14 protein-coding genes are annotated in these 16,386 nt (G+C 41.5%); 13 read left to right on the top strand and 1 reads right to left on the bottom strand.

Annotated elements, in window-relative coordinates; genetic code table 11:
* Nucleotides 1-9: 9 nt before the first annotated feature.
* The 8 genes from AC3WJG_RS05300 to pyrE are packed head-to-tail and all read left to right on the top strand — an operon-like array spanning nt 10 to nt 9,519.
* On the top strand, nt 10-948 hold the full coding sequence (locus tag AC3WJG_RS05300) for an aspartate carbamoyltransferase catalytic subunit (protein WP_013058938.1): 939 nt from the start codon (nt 10-12) through the stop codon (nt 946-948).
* A complete protein-coding gene (gene pyrC, locus AC3WJG_RS05295; RefSeq protein WP_337133933.1) occupies nt 911-2,200 on the top strand; it encodes a dihydroorotase in 1,290 nt (429 codons plus the stop codon). The genes AC3WJG_RS05300 and pyrC overlap by 38 nt, the downstream gene beginning before the upstream one ends.
* On the top strand, nt 2,185-3,270 hold the full coding sequence (locus tag AC3WJG_RS05290; RefSeq protein WP_028410775.1) for a carbamoyl phosphate synthase small subunit: 1,086 nt from the start codon (nt 2,185-2,187) through the stop codon (nt 3,268-3,270). The genes pyrC and AC3WJG_RS05290 overlap by 16 nt, the downstream gene beginning before the upstream one ends.
* Nucleotides 3,270-6,482, top strand: a complete 3,213-nt coding sequence (carB, locus tag AC3WJG_RS05285) for a carbamoyl-phosphate synthase large subunit (protein ID WP_028410776.1) — start codon at nt 3,270-3,272, stop codon at nt 6,480-6,482. Before AC3WJG_RS05290 ends, carB begins: the two co-directional genes overlap by 1 nt.
* A complete protein-coding gene (locus AC3WJG_RS05280; RefSeq protein ID WP_013084838.1) occupies nt 6,479-7,252 on the top strand; it encodes a dihydroorotate dehydrogenase electron transfer subunit in 774 nt (257 codons plus the stop codon). The genes carB and AC3WJG_RS05280 overlap by 4 nt, the downstream gene beginning before the upstream one ends.
* Complete coding sequence (locus tag AC3WJG_RS05275) at nt 7,249-8,190, top strand: dihydroorotate dehydrogenase (RefSeq protein WP_016765435.1); 942 nt, start codon at nt 7,249-7,251, stop codon at nt 8,188-8,190. The genes AC3WJG_RS05280 and AC3WJG_RS05275 overlap by 4 nt, the downstream gene beginning before the upstream one ends.
* On the top strand, nt 8,162-8,884 hold the full coding sequence (pyrF, locus tag AC3WJG_RS05270) for an orotidine-5'-phosphate decarboxylase (RefSeq protein WP_028410778.1): 723 nt from the start codon (nt 8,162-8,164) through the stop codon (nt 8,882-8,884). The genes AC3WJG_RS05275 and pyrF overlap by 29 nt, the downstream gene beginning before the upstream one ends.
* Entirely contained in the window at nt 8,881-9,519 is a 639-nt protein-coding gene (gene pyrE, locus AC3WJG_RS05265; protein WP_028410779.1) for an orotate phosphoribosyltransferase, read from the top strand. The genes pyrF and pyrE overlap by 4 nt, the downstream gene beginning before the upstream one ends.
* A 43-nt stretch (nt 9,520-9,562) precedes the next feature.
* Here the strand turns inward: pyrE and AC3WJG_RS05260 are convergent, their stop codons facing one another.
* On the bottom strand, nt 9,563-11,275 hold the full coding sequence (locus AC3WJG_RS05260) for an Rqc2 family fibronectin-binding protein (protein WP_028410780.1): 1,713 nt from the start codon (nt 11,273-11,275) through the stop codon (nt 9,563-9,565).
* A gap of 141 nt (nt 11,276-11,416) precedes the next feature.
* Between AC3WJG_RS05260 and AC3WJG_RS05255 the strand changes: the two genes are divergently transcribed.
* The 5 genes from AC3WJG_RS05255 (at nt 11,417) to rpoZ (ending at nt 16,283) form a co-directional block, all read left to right on the top strand.
* Nucleotides 11,417-14,095 (top strand): calcium-translocating P-type ATPase, SERCA-type, encoded by a 2,679-nt coding sequence (locus AC3WJG_RS05255; RefSeq protein WP_028410781.1) that lies wholly within the window; start codon nt 11,417-11,419, stop codon nt 14,093-14,095.
* A 153-nt stretch (nt 14,096-14,248) separates the two neighbouring features.
* Nucleotides 14,249-15,124 carry a YicC/YloC family endoribonuclease gene (locus AC3WJG_RS05250; protein ID WP_028410782.1) on the top strand — a complete coding sequence of 292 codons (876 nt, stop codon included), beginning with the start codon at nt 14,249-14,251 and terminating at the stop codon, nt 15,122-15,124.
* Between the two features lie 46 nt (nt 15,125-15,170).
* Nucleotides 15,171-15,431: a DUF370 domain-containing protein gene (locus AC3WJG_RS05245; protein WP_013084831.1), complete on the top strand. Its 261-nt coding sequence runs from the start codon at nt 15,171-15,173 to the stop codon at nt 15,429-15,431.
* 13 nt (nt 15,432-15,444) lie between these two features.
* Entirely contained in the window at nt 15,445-16,059 is a 615-nt protein-coding gene (gmk, locus tag AC3WJG_RS05240) for a guanylate kinase (RefSeq protein WP_013058927.1), read from the top strand.
* 2 nt (nt 16,060-16,061) lie between these two features.
* Nucleotides 16,062-16,283, top strand: a complete 222-nt coding sequence (gene rpoZ / locus AC3WJG_RS05235) for a DNA-directed RNA polymerase subunit omega (protein WP_013058926.1) — start codon at nt 16,062-16,064, stop codon at nt 16,281-16,283.
* Nucleotides 16,284-16,386 lie beyond the last annotated feature (103 nt).

Genomic DNA, 16,386 nt, shown 5'->3' with positions numbered 1-16,386 from the left:
GGAATCGATATGAAACATTTAGTGACAGTCTCAACACTAGAAACAAATGAAATTCTAGAGATTTTAGACAGCGCTGAAAACTATCGAACGAATAAACAAGGATGGAAACCGGAAGAGAAAATGTTTGTTGCCAACTTATTTTTCGAAGCGAGCACGCGTACTCGATGCAGCTTTGAAATGGCAGAACAGCAGCTAGGATTAACAACAATTCCGTTTGAAGTAACAACTTCAAGCGTCCAAAAAGGAGAAACGCTTTATGACACGATTGAAACATTAGCTTCAATCGGCGTTCAGTCAGTTGTTATTCGCCACCCGCAAGATCGTTATTATGAAGCACTGCAGGAAAAAGTATCGATTCCCATCATTAATGCAGGAGACGGATGCGGTCAGCATCCAACTCAGTGTCTGCTTGATCTACTGACGATTCGCCAAGAGTTCGGCTCGTTTAAAGGATTAAAAGTCGCAATAGTCGGAGATTTGCGACATAGCCGCGTAGCGAGATCGAATGCTGAAATGCTGACAAAACTAGGGGCGACCGTATATTTTGCGGGACCTGAAGAATGGAAAGATGAAGAGAACAGACACGGTACATATCTTGATATCGATGAAGCAATCGAAACGGTCGATGTTGTGATGCTGCTGCGTATTCAATTTGAAAGGCATGAAGAGAACACTTCAGAGCTTGCACAGAACTACCACAGCCGCTTCGGATTAACCGTTGAACGAGAGCGGAAAATGAAATCACATAGCATTATCCTTCATCCAGCTCCTGTAAACAGAGGAGTCGAAATTGCAGATGAGCTCGTTGAATGTGAACGCTCAAGAATTTTTAAACAAATGCAAAATGGCGTGTACATTCGCATGGCAGTATTAGCAAGAGCGCTACAACCAATTGAAAGGGGACTTAATAATGACAACAATTATCAAAAATGCTACATGGTTAAATAAAGGGAAAATTGAAAAAGTCGAACTGAAAATTGAAAATGGTGTAATTGCTGAAATAGCTTCACACATCGACGTACAGAATGAAGAAGTCATTGATGCAGGCGGGAACTTCTTATCACCGGGTTTAATCGATGTCCACGTTCACTTGCGCGAGCCAGGGGGAGAAAAGAAAGAAACGATTGAAACGGGTACTTTAGCAGCGGCAAAGGGCGGTTTTACAGCAATTGCTGCAATGCCAAACACGCGTCCAGTTCCGGATACGGTTGAACAAATGGAGTGGGTAAACAAGCGTATTGAAGAAACAGCACATGTTCGCGTATTGCCATACGCATCGATTACCACTCGCCAATTAGGAAAAGAACTAACGGACTTTGAAAGCTTAAAAGAAGCAGGCGCATTTGCTTTTACAGATGATGGAGTAGGCGTTCAGTCAACAGGAATGATGCTGGAAGCGATGAAGAAAGCCGCTTCATTAAATAAAGCAATCGTTGCACACTGTGAAGATAATGATTTAATCAACAAAGGCTGCATCCACGACGGAAAATTTGCAAAAGAACATGGATTAAACGGTATTCCTTCTATCTGCGAAGCCGTTCAAATTGCACGAGATGTCCTGCTTGCTGAAGCAGCAAACTGTCACTACCATGTGTGTCACGTAAGTACAAAAGAATCCATTCGCGCCATTCGGGATGCGAAAAAAGCAGGCATTCGCGTAACCGCAGAAGTAACGCCTCATCATTTACTGCTAAATGAGGAAGACATCCCTGGGCTTGATTCAAACTTTAAAATGAATCCGCCGCTTCGAGGAAAAGATGATCAACAGGCATTAATTGAAGCTTTATTAGACGGAACGCTTGATTTTATCGCCACTGATCATGCACCGCATACAGCGGACGAAAAAGCAGAAGGCATGGAGCTTGCGCCGTTTGGAATTGTAGGACTTGAAACAGCTTTCCCGCTTCTTTATACAAACTTGGTATTAAAAGAAGTAATAACGCTAGAGCAGCTAGTATCATATTTAACAAACAAGCCTGCTGACACGTTCAACCTTCCTTATGGCACCATCGAAGTAGGGAAACCAGCAGATTTAACTATCATTGATCTTGAAACAGAAAAAGCAATTAATCCAGAAGAATTTGTATCAAAAGGTAAAAATACGCCGTTTGCTAACTGGGTATGCAAAGGTTGGCCGGTAATGACATTAGTAGAAGGTAAACGAGTATGGGAGGATGTTAAAGCATGCAACGTCAACTAATTTTAGAAGATGGAACAGTATTTATCGGAAAAGGATTCGGCAGCGACAGAGAAATGACAGGAGAAGTTGTTTTCAACACGGGAATGACAGGATATCAAGAAATTCTATCTGATCCATCATACTGTGCACAAATTGTGACATTAACATATCCTTTAATCGGAAACTACGGTATTAACCGCGATGACTTTGAGTCGATTGAACCAGCTGTACACGGTTTGATTGTAAAAGAAGTTTGTGATGCTCCTTCAAACTTCAGAAGCGAACTATCAGTAGATGAATTTTTAAAACAAAAAGATATTCCAGGATTAGCTGGAATCGACACGAGAAAATTAACGCGAAAAATTCGTCAGCACGGTGCGCTTCGCGGACGCGTGTGCAACATGGAAGTCAATGTAGAAGAAGTGGTAGCACAGCTTCAAAATCATGAACTTCCGACTGATTCAGTTAAAAAAGTATCAACAGTGAAGCCTTACCCAAGCCCAGGAAGAGGTAAAAAAGTGGTACTCGTTGACTTTGGAATGAAACACGGAATTTTACGCGAATTAACAGCTCGTCAATGCGACGTGATTGTGGTTCCTTATAACGTAACTGCGCAAGAAATTCTTCAATTAAATCCAGATGGTATCATGTTGAGCAACGGACCTGGAGACCCAAAAGACGTACCTGAAGCAATCGAGATGATTCAAGGGGTTTTAGGAAAGGTTCCTCTTTTCGGAATTTGTTTAGGACATCAGCTGTTTGCGCTAGCATGCGGAGCAGATACAGAAAAAATGAAATTTGGTCATCGTGGATCCAACCATCCTGTAAAGGATCTAAAAACCAATAAAGTAGCTCTTACATCTCAAAACCACGGCTATACAGTATGTGAGCCATCTCTTGTCAACACGCCATTAGAAGTGACGCACGTTGCGCTTAACGATGGAACAGTTGAAGGAGTAAAGCATAAAGAATATCCGGCATTTACGGTTCAATATCACCCTGAAGCATCACCTGGACCTGAAGATGCAAACGGATTGTTCAACGAATTTATGGATCTTATGAAAAACAATCAGAAAGTAGGTAATTGCTAATGCCAAAACGTCAAGATATTAACACAATTCTCGTAATCGGATCAGGACCAATCGTCATCGGACAGGCGGCAGAGTTTGACTATGCAGGAGCGCAAGCGTGTATTGCGCTAAAAGAAGAAGGATACAAAGTTATTCTTGTGAACTCCAATCCTGCAACAATCATGACAGACTCAGAAATGGCAGATAAAGTATATATTGAACCTCTAACGGTTGAATTTGTAAGCTCAATTATTCGTAAAGAACGCCCGGATGCACTGCTTCCAACGCTTGGCGGTCAAACGGGACTGAACTTAGCGGTAGAATTACACGAAACGGGTATTTTAGAAGAATTGAATGTAGAAATTCTCGGGACAAAATTATCGGCGATTGAACAAGCTGAAGACCGTGAGCAGTTCCGTTCACTAATGAATGAACTAAATCAGCCTGTCCCAGCAAGTGAAATCATTCATTCGCTAGACGAAGCGTATGCGTTTGTTGAACAAGTAAACTATCCCGTAATCGTGCGTCCTGCTTATACGCTTGGCGGTACGGGAGGCGGAATTTGTAACAACGAGCAAGAGTTGATTGAAATTGTAACAAGTGGATTAAAACACAGTCCTGTAACACAGTGCTTACTTGAGAAAAGCATTGCAGGCTTTAAAGAAATTGAATATGAAGTAATGCGCGATGCAAACGATAATGCGATTGTAGTATGTAATATGGAAAACTTTGATCCGGTCGGTATTCATACGGGAGATTCAATTGTTGTAGCACCAAGCCAAACGCTAAGCGACCGTGAGTATCAGCTGCTTAGAAATGCGTCACTAACAATTATCCGAGCGCTTAAAATCGAAGGCGGATGTAACGTTCAGCTAGCACTAGATCCAGAAAGCTTCCAGTATTACGTAATTGAAGTAAACCCTCGCGTAAGCCGCTCATCGGCTTTAGCATCAAAAGCAACAGGGTATCCAATTGCAAAATTAGCAGCAAAAATTGCGGTAGGCTTAACATTAGATGAAATGATGAACCCGGTAACTGGGAAGACATACGCATGTTTCGAACCGGCACTAGATTACATCGTATCTAAAATTCCACGCTGGCCGTTTGATAAATTTGAATCAGCTAATCGTAAACTAGGTACACAGATGAAAGCAACAGGTGAAGTAATGGCAATTGGCCGCACGTTCGAAGAGTCAATTTTAAAAGCCGTACGCTCACTTGAGTCAAACGTTCATCACTTAGAACTGAAAGATGCGCATGAATTTGATGATGCCATTATTGAAAAACGTATTCGCAAAGCTGGTGATGAGCGATTATTCTACATCGCAGAAGCCATTCGCCGCGGCGTAACAATTCAGCAAATTCATGACTGGAGCAAAATCGATCTCTTCTTCTTAGTAAAACTTGAAAAAGTGATTGCTTTTGAAAATGTGTTAAAAGAAGAGATTCATAACGTAGAAGTTTTACAGGAAGCAAAAGAAATGGGATTTGCAGACTGCACGATTGCTAAGCTATGGAATCAAACAGAGCGTGAAGTATATGATTTCCGCAAACAAAATGGCGTGATGCCAGTGTACAAAACAGTAGATACATGTGCAGCAGAATTTGAATCTACAACACCATATTTTTACGGTACGTTTGAAGATGAAAACGAATCGATTGTTACAGATCGTAAAAGCGTTGTGGTGTTAGGGTCAGGACCAATCCGCATCGGGCAAGGAATTGAGTTTGACTATGCAACAGTTCACTCCGTGTGGGCGATTAAAGAAGCTGGATACGAGGCGATTATTGTCAATAACAATCCAGAAACAGTATCAACTGACTTCAGTATTTCAGATAAATTATACTTCGAGCCGCTGACGATTGAAGATGTGATGCATATCATCGATTTAGAAAAACCAGAAGGTGTGGTTGTACAGTTCGGTGGTCAAACAGCAATCAACTTAGCAGACGAGCTAGAAGCAAGAGGGGTCAAGATTTTAGGAACGTCGCTTGAAAGCTTAGATGCAGCGGAAGACCGTAAAAAATTCGAAGCGACGCTAGCGCGTTTAGAAGTACCTCAGCCGCTTGGAAAGACGGTTACATCCGTAGAAGAAGCAGTGGTTGTGGCAAAAGAAATTGGTTATCCGGTGCTTGTACGACCTTCATATGTACTAGGCGGACGCGCAATGGAAATTGTGTATAAAGAAGAAGAACTGCTTCACTATATGAAACACGCGGTAAAAGTACACGCAGATCACCCTGTGTTAATCGACCGCTACTTAACTGGAAAAGAAATTGAAGTCGATGCCATTTCAGACGGTGAAACAGTGGTTATTCCAGGGATTATGGAACATGTAGAGCGCGCCGGTGTACACTCAGGTGACTCCATTGCTGTATATCCACCGCAAACTCTGTCACAGGATGTAAAAGATACAATCATTGATTACACAACACGTATTGCAAAAGGCTTAAACATTATTGGACTGCTCAACATTCAGTTCGTCTTATCAAAAGGAGAAGTGTTTGTTCTTGAAGTAAATCCTCGTTCAAGCCGTACGGTGCCGTTCTTAAGTAAAATTACGCGTATTCCGATGGCGAATGTCGCAACAAAAGTTATTTTAGGAACAAGTTTGCAAGAGCTTGGCTATGAATCAGGCATGCACCCTGAAGAAGAAGGCGTCTACGTAAAAGTGCCGGTCTTCTCATTTGCAAAGCTGCGTCGCGTAGATATTACGCTTGGACCTGAAATGAAATCTACTGGAGAAGTAATGGGGCAAGATTCAACGTACGAAAAAGCATTATATAAAGGACTAATTGCGTCAGGTATGTCCATTAAGCCGTACGGTTCAGTACTTATGACAGTAGCGGATAAAGACAAAGAAGAGGCAACAGCGCTGGCGAAGCGTTTTGCTAACATCGGCTACCAGGTGATTGCAACGGAAGGAACAGCTTCAACGTTTACAAAAGAAGACATTCGCGTAAAAGTAGTAAATAAAATTCATCATGAAGATCACAATCTTTTAGATGTGATACGAAAAGGTGAAGCGCAGCTTGTCATCAACACGCTAACAAAAGGAAAACAGCCTGCGCGTGACGGATTTAAAATTCGCCGTGAAGCAGTTGAAAATGGTGTACCTTGCTTAACATCACTTGATACAGCAGAAGCGATTTTACGAGTGCTTGAAACGATCAGCTTCCATACAACACCAATGAAAAAAGTTCGTCCAACTAAAGAGGTGACAACCGTATGATCAAACATGAAATGATGCAAGTCGTCAGTCAGCGACCGTTAACACACAATGTATATGAATTAACCCTTCAAGGCGAGCTTGTTCGTTTCATGAATGAGCCGGGGCAGTTTGTGCATATCCGCGTTAACAACGACTATTTGCCGCTGCTTCGCAGACCAATCAGTATTGCAGAAATTGACCAAACGCACGAACAGTTTACGATGATTTACCGTGCAGAAGGGGCGGGAACATCGCTGCTTGCCGAAAAACAAGCCGGACAGTCGATTGACGTGTTAGGTCCGCTTGGCCACGGTTTTCCATTGGAAGCGATAGAGTCAGGTCAAACGGCTTTATTAGTAGGGGGAGGCATTGGAGTGCCTCCGCTCTATGAGCTTTCAAAAAGACTTCGTGAAAAAGGCGTGCAGGTTATTCACGTCTTAGGCTTTCAATCAAAGGCAGACGTATTTTACGAGCGAGAGTTTTTAGCTTTAGGAGAAACATATATTGCAACGGTAGACGGCTCTTACGGAACAAAAGGTTTTGTCACAACGGTGATTGACGAGCAGCAGTTTTCATATGACGTTATGTTTTCATGCGGTCCAACTCCGATGTTAAAAGCACTAGAAAATAATTATACAAACAAGCCGCTTTATATTTCTTTAGAAGAAAGAATGGGCTGTGGAATCGGCGCTTGTTTTGCATGTGTATGCAGAGAAAGTGAAGATTCTACGGCGTATAAAAAAATCTGCAGCGACGGTCCCGTCTTTCAAGCAGGGGAGGTGCTTCTATGAGTATGCTAAAAACGACATTGCCAGGATTAGATTTGAAAAATCCAATTATGCCCGCATCCGGCTGTTTTGGATTTGGGCGTGAGTATGCTCAATTTTATTCACTTGATGCACTTGGAGCCATTATGATTAAAGCGACTACTGCGGACACTCGTTTTGGCAATCCAACTCCTCGCGTAGCGGAAACATCTGCAGGAATGTTAAATGCGATTGGATTACAAAATCCTGGGTTAGAAAAAGTAATGAACGAAGAGCTCGTTTGGCTTCAGCAATATGACGTGCCGATTATCGCGAACGTAGCCGGTGCTTCAATTGAAGAATATGTGCACGTGGCAAAAGAAATTTCAACCGTATCAAATGTAAAAGCACTTGAATTGAATATTTCATGTCCTAACGTAAAAGAAGGCGGAATTGCGTTTGGCGTAGATCCTGTCATTGCTGCTCGTTTAACGAAAGCGGTAAAAGATGTTTCAAATGTTCCAGTTTATGTTAAACTATCACCAAACGTATCCAATATTGTAGACATGGCGATGGCTGTTGAAGAAGCCGGCGCGGATGGCTTAACGATGATCAATACGCTTCTCGGGATGCGTCTGGATTTGAAAACAGCTCAGCCGGTTTTAGCGAACGGCACAGGCGGACTGTCAGGCCCATCCATTAAACCTGTAGCGATTCGAATGGTATATGAAGTGAGTCAAAAAGTGAACATTCCAATTATCGGTATGGGCGGAGTGACAACTGCTGAAGATGCACTCGAGTTCCTATATGCAGGTGCAAGTGCAGTGGCGGTTGGTACAGCAAACTTTGTTGACCCGTATGTATGTCCAACCATCATTGACGAACTGCCAAGGCTATTAACATCATTAGGATACGAGCATGTTTCAGAATGTATCGGAAGGAGCTGGAAAAAGCGTGAAGCAACCGTTAATCATTGCTCTTGATTTTTCATCAATTAACGATGTACAGCAGTTTTTAATGCCTTTTCAACAAGAGTCATTGTTTGTGAAAGTAGGCATGGAACTGTTTTATAAAGAAGGGTTATCCATTATTTCTGCATTAAAAGAGCAAAACCACCAAATCTTTTTAGACTTAAAGCTTCATGATATTCCCAATACGGTAAAGCAAGGGATGAAGTCTTTAGCTTCTCTTGAAGTGGATTTGGTTAACGTTCACGCAGCGGGCGGAATGAACATGATGCAAGCAGCCGTTGAAGGACTTGACTTAGGAACCGCTGCGGGCAAAAAACGCCCGGATTGTATTGCGGTTACTCAGCTAACGAGTACATCTGATGAAATGCTAAAAGAGCAGCAGCTCATTACACATTCGATGCAAGAAGTGGTTACGCATTATGCAGCGCTTGCTAAAAAAAGTGGACTTGACGGCGTTGTATGTTCTACTCATGAGGTGCCTTCGATTCGAAACGCAGCAGGAGAGGACTTTTTGACCGTAACGCCGGGTATTCGTATGGGCACAGATTCAGTAGATGACCAAGTCCGTGTGGCAACACCTCAGCTAGCGAGAGAATATGGCTCAAGTGCCATTGTCGTTGGACGTTCTATTACTAAAGCAAAAGACCCGCTTAAAGCATATTATGAGATGTTACAGCAGTGGAAAGGGGAGCGTATTACGCGATGACAAAACTACGAAAAGAAATTGCAAAACAATTAATTGATATTGAGGCAGTAAGCCTTCAACCAAACGCGCCGTTTACGTGGGCCTCTGGAATTAAGTCACCTATTTATTGTGACAACCGTCTAACGCTTAGCTACCCGAAAGTGCGAAAAGAAATTGCAAAAGGTCTGCAGCATTTAATTAAAACGTATTTTTCCAATGCAGAAGTGATTGCTGGTACCGCTACAGCTGGTATCCCTCATGCAGCGTGGGTAAGTGAAGCGCTAGAGCTTCCAATGTGCTATGTGCGAAGCAAAGCAAAAGAACATGGCCAAGGAAATCAAATCGAAGGAAAAGTAACAAAAGGTCAAAAAGTAGTTGTGATTGAAGATTTGATTTCAACTGGCGGAAGTGTGTTTACAGCAGTGGATGCATTAAAAGCGCAGGGATGTGAAGTGCTGGGAGTTGTGTCTATCTTTACATATGAGCTGGAAAAAGCGCGTCAGCTGTTTAAAGAAAAAGAACTTCAAGTTTATTCGCTAACAGACTATTCTACGCTAGTAGAAGCGGCAAACGAAGCGGGATACATTGAAGAAGAAGCGATGGACAAGCTATTTAAATGGCGTGAAAACCCTTCAGACCCTTCATGGATGAACTAAACTCAATAAAAACCCCCTTTTCTATATAGAAAGGGGGTTTTTATTATGACTGACGCAGCTTCAGTACAAGTTCTTCGCTAGGCGTTACGTACACCGTTTGCTGGTTATCGTACGTCACAAAACCAGGCTTGGCACCGCTTGGTTTTTTTACGTGGCGAATTTTTGTATAGTCCACGGGTACCGAACTTGAATTTTTAGCTTTACTAAAGTAAGCAGCAAGGTGAGCCGCTTCTAAAATGGTTTCTTCTGAAGGCTCTTGGCTGCGGATAACAACGTGAGAACCCGGTATATCTTTTGTATGAAACCAAATGTCATCACGAGCAGCAAGGCGATTTGTTAAATACTCATTTTGCTTATTGTTTTTGCCAACTAAAATCGTCGTGCCGTCGCTTGAAACGTATTGTTCAAGTGTAGGCGTGGTGTTTTTTTGTTTTTTTGCTTGTTTTTGCTGACGGTTGCGCAAATATCCTTCTTCCACAAGCTCTTCACGAATCTCGGCAATGTCTTTGTGAGTAGCAGTATCCATTTGCTGAATAAGTGATTCAAAATACTGTACTTCTTCGTTTGCTTTTTCAATTTGTTCGATTACAATCGAAACGGAATTTTTCGCTTTTTGATACTTTGTGAAATAGCTTTGAGCATTTTGAGACGGTGATTTTTGCGGATCTAATGAAATCGTAAGTGTACCGCTATTTTCATCATAATAATTAATAACGTCCACTTTCGCATCTCCTTTTTTGACAAGGTGTAAATTTGCGGTAAGGAGTTCACCGGCTAGCTGGTAATCAGATGCTTTTTCTGCATTTTGCAGCGTTTGCTCAAGCTTTTTTATTTTTTTCTCATTTTTCTTTTTCTCGGTAGAGATAAACTGTACTAAATCATGCGCTTGCTGCTTTACACGATCTCGCTCTGCTTTCCCGTAGTAATAGCGGTCAAGAAGCTCACTGATGGTTGCATACGTTTTTTTCGTACCCTCTAAATGCGTTAATTCCAGTAAATAAAAGTAGTCTTTTTGATTAACGGTTGTCAGAGTCGGTGTAAACTGACCTTCTTTGATCAGCGTCATCGTTTCGACGAATGATTTTGGAAGGGTAGAACGATTCGCTAAGCCAGAGCGAAACACCACTTCATTTGCAATTAAAGGAGAAAGCCCCGAGAAGGTTTGCACTAGCTGGGTGGCTAACTTTCCGCTATTAAAATCAATTTTTTTAACCACGGTTTCCTCATCCGCTTCAAATGGGTGAAGCTTATCTTGGCTAGGAGGCAGTACGTAAGGTGCTCCGGGCAGAAGCGTACGGTGCCTGTTCAAGGCCATTGGAACGTGTTTAATGCTGTCGATAATCGTTTGTTTTTCTTTATCTACAAGCACAACATTACTATGTCTTCCCATGATTTCAATAATAAGCTGCTTGTACGTCACGTCGCCAATTTCATTTCGTCCTTTTGTTTCAATGACTAAAATGCGGTCTAATCCAAGCTGATACACTTGTTCAATAATGCTTCCTTCTAAATGTTTGCGAAGAAGCATACAAAACATAGGAGGCTCAGATGGATTTTCATAGGGCTCATTTGTAAAATGAACGCGTGAATAGTTAGGGTGAGCTGAGATTAAAAGTTTGCGGTTTTCACCTTTAGCGCGTACTTGTAAAATCAACTCGTTTGGAAACGGCTGATATATTTTTGAAATTCGTCCTGAAACCAAGGTCTCAGATAATTCTTGTAAAATGCCATATGTAAAAATACCATCAAATGACATAGTGCTCACATCCTTAAGTAATTGAAAATTGTCCTATAGAAAAGTATAGCATTTTTTAGGACGAGTCTGAATAAGCATACGATATAAGATTGTAACAATCTAATAGGTGCATTTACAAATAAAAGGGTGTGAAAAGATGCAATGAGATGGTATGAATTAGGTGAAAAAGCAATAGTAGAAGTAACAAAAACAGACAGACAGCATGGTCTTACACACAAAGAAGTAAAAGCACGTCAGCAGCAGCAAGGATTTAATGAATTGACTGAAGGAGAGAAAAAACCGGCCATTCTTGTGTTTCTAGAGCAGTTTAAAGATTTTATGGTGCTGGTTTTACTAGCTGCTACGCTTATTTCAGGTCTTTTAGGCGAATACATCGATGCGATTGCTATTATTGCCATTGTAGTAATTAATGGATTTCTAGGTTTTTTTCAAGAAAGAAAAGCAGAGAAATCTCTTCATGCATTAAAAGAGCTTTCTGCTCCTCAAGTAGCAGCTATGCGTGAAGGGAAATGGGTTAAGTTGCCATCTAAAGAGCTGGTAGTAGGAGACATTGTAAAGTTTTCGAGCGGAGACCGCATCGGGGCTGACCTTCGGATTATGGAAGCCAAAAGTCTAGAAATTGAAGAATCAGCGCTTACGGGAGAGTCTTTGCCAGTTGCCAAGCAAATAAAAGCTTTGCCCGGAGATGAAGTGCCGCTTGGAGATCAGGACAATATGGCGTTTATGGGTACGCTTGTGACGCGAGGAAGCGGAACAGGTATCGTTGTAGGGATTGGAATGAAAACAGCGATGGGACAAATTGCTGATTTGCTTCAAAATGCTGAAGCCATGATTACTCCTCTTCAACGGAAGTTAGAGCAATTAGGTAAAATTTTAATCGTTGTAGCGCTTGCACTTACTGTATTAGTTGTCGGGATTGGCGTGCTGCAAGGCCATGATTTATACAGTATGTTCTTAGCGGGAGTTTCGTTAGCTGTTGCTGCCATACCCGAAGGTCTTCCTGCCATCGTAACCGTGGCGCTATCTCTTGGTGTACAGCGCATGATTAAGCAAAGATCCATTGTTCGCAAACTTCCTGCTGTTGAGACACTAGGATGCGCATCAGTCATTTGCTCAGACAAAACGGGCACATTAACGCAAAATAAAATGACGGTTACTCACCTCTGGTCAGGAGGAATGACGTGGAGGGTATCAGGGACAGGGTATGAACCTACGGGTGTATTTTCGCGAGAGGAAAGAGAAGTTGATACACGGAATGAAAAACCGCTTCAGCAGCTTTTAGTGTTTGGTCTGCTTTGCAATCAAACGTCCATTTCGAGAAAAGATAAAGAATATGTCATCGACGGAGATCCTACTGAAGCGGCTTTGCTTGTTGCCGCAATGAAAGCGGGGCTGACAAAAGAAAACATTCAAAAGCAGTTTACGATTATTGAAGAGTTTCCATTTGATTCAACGCGTAAAATGATGAGTGTAGTCATTGAAGACGCATCTAATAAGCGCTATGTTATAACAAAAGGTGCTCCGGATGTGCTGCTTGTAAACAGCAAAAATATTTTGTGGGAAAGCAGACAACAAACGCTGTCGGTAACAGTTCATAATGAAGTAAAAGGAGCGATTGATCAGTTAGCTAGCCAAGCGCTTCGAACAATTGCGATTGCTTATCGGCCGTTAGAAGACCATGAGAGCGTCCATACAGAGAACGAAGCGGAAAAAGACCTGACTTTCCTCGGGCTTCAAGGAATGATTGATCCGCCAAGACCAGAAGTCAAGCAAGCGGTCAAAGAATGCCGAGACGCAGGAATCAAAACCGTTATGATTACAGGTGATCACGTCATTACAGCACAGGCGATTGCAAAACAGCTAGGCATTCTACCGAAAAACGGTCAAGTCTTGGAAGGAACGGATTTATCCAAAATGACGCAGGAAGAGCTAGAAGAAGTAGTGGATGATGTTTACGTATATGCCAGGGTATCACCTGAGCATAAGCTTAAAATTGTTAAGGCTCTTCAAGCAAAAGATCACATTGTAGCCATGACGGGCGACGGCGTAAATGATGCACCGGCTATTAAAGCAGCAGACATAGGCATCGCAATGGGCATCACCGGGACAGACGTAGCAAAAGAAGCGTCTTCACTCGTTTTGCTTGATGATAATTTTGCTACTATTAAATCAGCGATCAAAGAAGGACGAAACATCTATGAAAATATTCGAAAGTTTATCCGTTACTTGCTTGCATCAAATGTAGGAGAAATCTTAGTTATGCTCTTTGCGATGATTTTAGCACTTCCGCTTCCGCTAGTGCCCATTCAAATACTATGGGTAAACTTAGTAACAGACGGTTTGCCTGCGATGGCTCTTGGCTTAGACCAGCCAGAGGACAACGTGATGAAGCGCCATCCAAGGCATCCGCGTGAAGGTATCTTTGCAAGAGGATTAGGGTGGAAAGTAGTCAGCCGCGGATTTTTAATTGGAGCTGCTACACTTGCTGCATTCATGATTGTTTACGACAATGACCCAGATCGGCTGCAGTATGCACAGACGATTGCATTTGCCACACTTGTCATGGCACAGCTTATTCACGTATTTGACTGCCGGAGCGAAAAATCAATTTTTGATCGCAATCCATTTCAGAACTTATATCTTGTAGGAGCCGTTATTTCATCTATTATCCTTATGCTGGTGGCCATTTACTATCCGCCCCTGCAGCCTATTTTCCATACAATGGCTATTGCACCGCGGGAATGGCTCGTTATTCTAGGACTTGCAAGCCTTCCAACTTTTTTACTTGCCGGTTCACTTTTAACAAGAAAAGCTTCATAAATTGTGCTATACTTTAATACAGGCTGTCCTAAATGAGAAAACTCATGAAGGCAGCCTTTACAGGTTGAATAAAGAAGAGAGATTTCTTTTTTTTGCTAACACTTTCTTTTATGATACTTTTTATGTAAGATGTACATAGTGGATGTGATGATAATGATAAAAAGTATGACTGGTTTTGGCCGCGGAAAAGCGGAAGTGGAAAATCGATCAGTAACAGTGGAAATGAAGTCTGTTAATCATCGTTTTTGTGAAATTGTTATTCGTATGCCAAGACAATTAATTGAAATTGAAGATAAAATAAAAAAAATCGTTCAAACATACATAAAACGTGGTAGAGTAGAAGTATTTGTTACTATTTCAGGTGAAGAAATGGCAAAAAAGAAACTGCAGACGGATTGGCAGCTGCTTGAGGAATACATGAATGCGTTGCAGCAAGTACAAGAAAAGCATGGGCTGTCACAATCTGTTCAAATTCAAGACATTTTACACATGCCTGAAGTAATGACAACTTATGAAGAAGAAGCTGATCAGACGAGTATTCATGGTGCAATCTTTGAAGCCGTTGACGCTGCTGTGCATCAGTTAGTGGATATGCGGAAACGAGAGGGATCAGAGCTGTATCATGATTTGATGGGGTACTTACAGGATATTCAAGACATTCGCGAAAAAATTACACAGCTTGCTCCTGAAGTTGCTGAACAATATCGCGAGCGTATTAAAAGAAAGCTGAGCGATTATTTAGAAGGTGCTTTCGATGAGCAGCGAGTGCTGACTGAAGTAGCTATTTTTGCTGAAAAAGCAGATATTAGCGAAGAACTTACGCGAATTCAAAGTCATGTTTCACAATTTATTCAAGCATTAAATACACCTGATTCAGTAGGACGCAAGCTGGATTTTCTTGTTCAAGAGCTGAATCGTGAAATGAATACAATCGGTGCGAAGGCAAATAATGGTACTATTGCTCAGTATGTTATTAGTATGAAAGCACAATTAGAACGCATAAAAGAGCAGGTTCAAAATATTGAATAGCCTTCGTGTAAGATAAAGATTATATTGGTATAGCGGGAGGCTTCTTATGAGCGGTAAATTAGTGAACGTTGGATTTGGAAATTTTATTTCTTCTAATCGTATAATCTCTGTCGTTCATCCTGAATCAGCTCCAATCAAACGCATTATTCAAGATGCAAAAGATCGAGGCTCTTTAATAGATGCAACGCAAGGACGTAAAACACGATCTGTTATTGTTATGGATAGCGATCATGTTATTTTAGCTCCTGTACAGCCAGAAACTGTGTCACAGCGACTTATAAACAAAGAAGAATTATTAGAAGGGTAGGTCACTTGAACCGATGATTGAAAGAGGTTTATTAATTGTTCTTTCCGGACCATCAGGTGTTGGAAAAGGAACGGTACGAAAAGCATTGTTTGAGCAAGAAGACATTAAATTGCAGTATTCTATCTCTGCAACAACAAGAAAGCCCCGCGAAGGTGAAGTAGATGGTGTTGACTATTTCTTCAAACCACGCGAAGAGTTTGAGCGCATGATTGAAAATAAGAAATTATTAGAGTGGGCTGAATACGTAGGTAACTACTACGGTACCCCGGTTGATTATGTAGAACAAACGTTATCTGAAGGCAAAGACGTATTTCTAGAAATTGAAGTGCAAGGTGCTCTTCAAGTGAAAGAAGCGTTTCCAGAAGGTTTGTTCATCTTCTTGGCACCGCCGAGTTTGTCAGAGCTTAAAAGTCGTATCGTAAACCGCGGTACTGAAACAGAAGATTTAATCAATAACCGTATGCGCGTGGCAAAAGAAGAAATTGAACTTATGGACGCCTACGATTATGTTGTAGAAAATGACAAAGTAGAAAATGCTTGTGCTCGCATCCGTGCTATCGTAACGGCTGAACACTGCCGTCGTGATCGTATTTCTGCGCGCTATAAAAGAATGCTGGAGGTAGAATAAACATGCTTTATCCATCAATTGATTCCCTAATGGAAAAATTAGATTCTAAGTACACGCTTGTGACAGTAGCTGCAAAACGTGCACGTCAATTACAGCTTCACAATGATACGCCGATTGAAAAGCCGGTTTCTTATAAATTTGTAGGCTGTGCTTTAGAAGAAATTAATGCTGAACAATTAAGCTATAAGCAAGGTGTAGCAGAAGAAGATTCTAAACATCAGTAAGTGAAAAAATAACAACCTACTTTATAGGTTGTTATTTTTTTGATGCTTTTGTTTGTATTCAAGCAGGATAGTGAATGTCTCATTACAAAAATGGTATAATAAT

The organism is Priestia sp. FW507-14D1A (genome assembly GCF_058781295.1).
The sequence above is the reverse complement of the archived record's forward strand: the minus strand, read 5'-3'. Positions and strand labels throughout refer to the sequence as shown.

Bases quoted from the DNA above. Each gene is read 5' to 3' on its own strand.
- pyrC (WP_337133933.1), top strand. From the start codon at position 911: ATGACAACAATTATCAAAAATGCTACATGGTTAAATAAAGGGAAAATT.
- AC3WJG_RS05260 (WP_028410780.1), bottom strand. From the start codon at position 11,275: ATGTCATTTGATGGTATTTTTACATATGGCATTTTACAAGAATTATCT.
- AC3WJG_RS05255 (WP_028410781.1), top strand. From the start codon at position 11,417: ATGAGATGGTATGAATTAGGTGAAAAAGCAATAGTAGAAGTAACAAAA.
- pyrE (WP_028410779.1), top strand. From the start codon at position 8,881: ATGACAAAACTACGAAAAGAAATTGCAAAACAATTAATTGATATTGAG.
- AC3WJG_RS05280 (WP_013084838.1), top strand. From the start codon at position 6,479: ATGATCAAACATGAAATGATGCAAGTCGTCAGTCAGCGACCGTTAACA.
- AC3WJG_RS05275 (WP_016765435.1), top strand. From the start codon at position 7,249: ATGAGTATGCTAAAAACGACATTGCCAGGATTAGATTTGAAAAATCCA.
- AC3WJG_RS05250 (WP_028410782.1), top strand. From the start codon at position 14,249: ATGATAAAAAGTATGACTGGTTTTGGCCGCGGAAAAGCGGAAGTGGAA.
- AC3WJG_RS05290 (WP_028410775.1), top strand. From the start codon at position 2,185: ATGCAACGTCAACTAATTTTAGAAGATGGAACAGTATTTATCGGAAAA.
- gmk (WP_013058927.1), top strand. From the start codon at position 15,445: ATGATTGAAAGAGGTTTATTAATTGTTCTTTCCGGACCATCAGGTGTT.
- AC3WJG_RS05300 (WP_013058938.1), top strand. From the start codon at position 10: ATGAAACATTTAGTGACAGTCTCAACACTAGAAACAAATGAAATTCTA.
- AC3WJG_RS05245 (WP_013084831.1), top strand. From the start codon at position 15,171: ATGAGCGGTAAATTAGTGAACGTTGGATTTGGAAATTTTATTTCTTCT.
- rpoZ (WP_013058926.1), top strand. From the start codon at position 16,062: ATGCTTTATCCATCAATTGATTCCCTAATGGAAAAATTAGATTCTAAG.
- carB (WP_028410776.1), top strand. From the start codon at position 3,270: ATGCCAAAACGTCAAGATATTAACACAATTCTCGTAATCGGATCAGGA.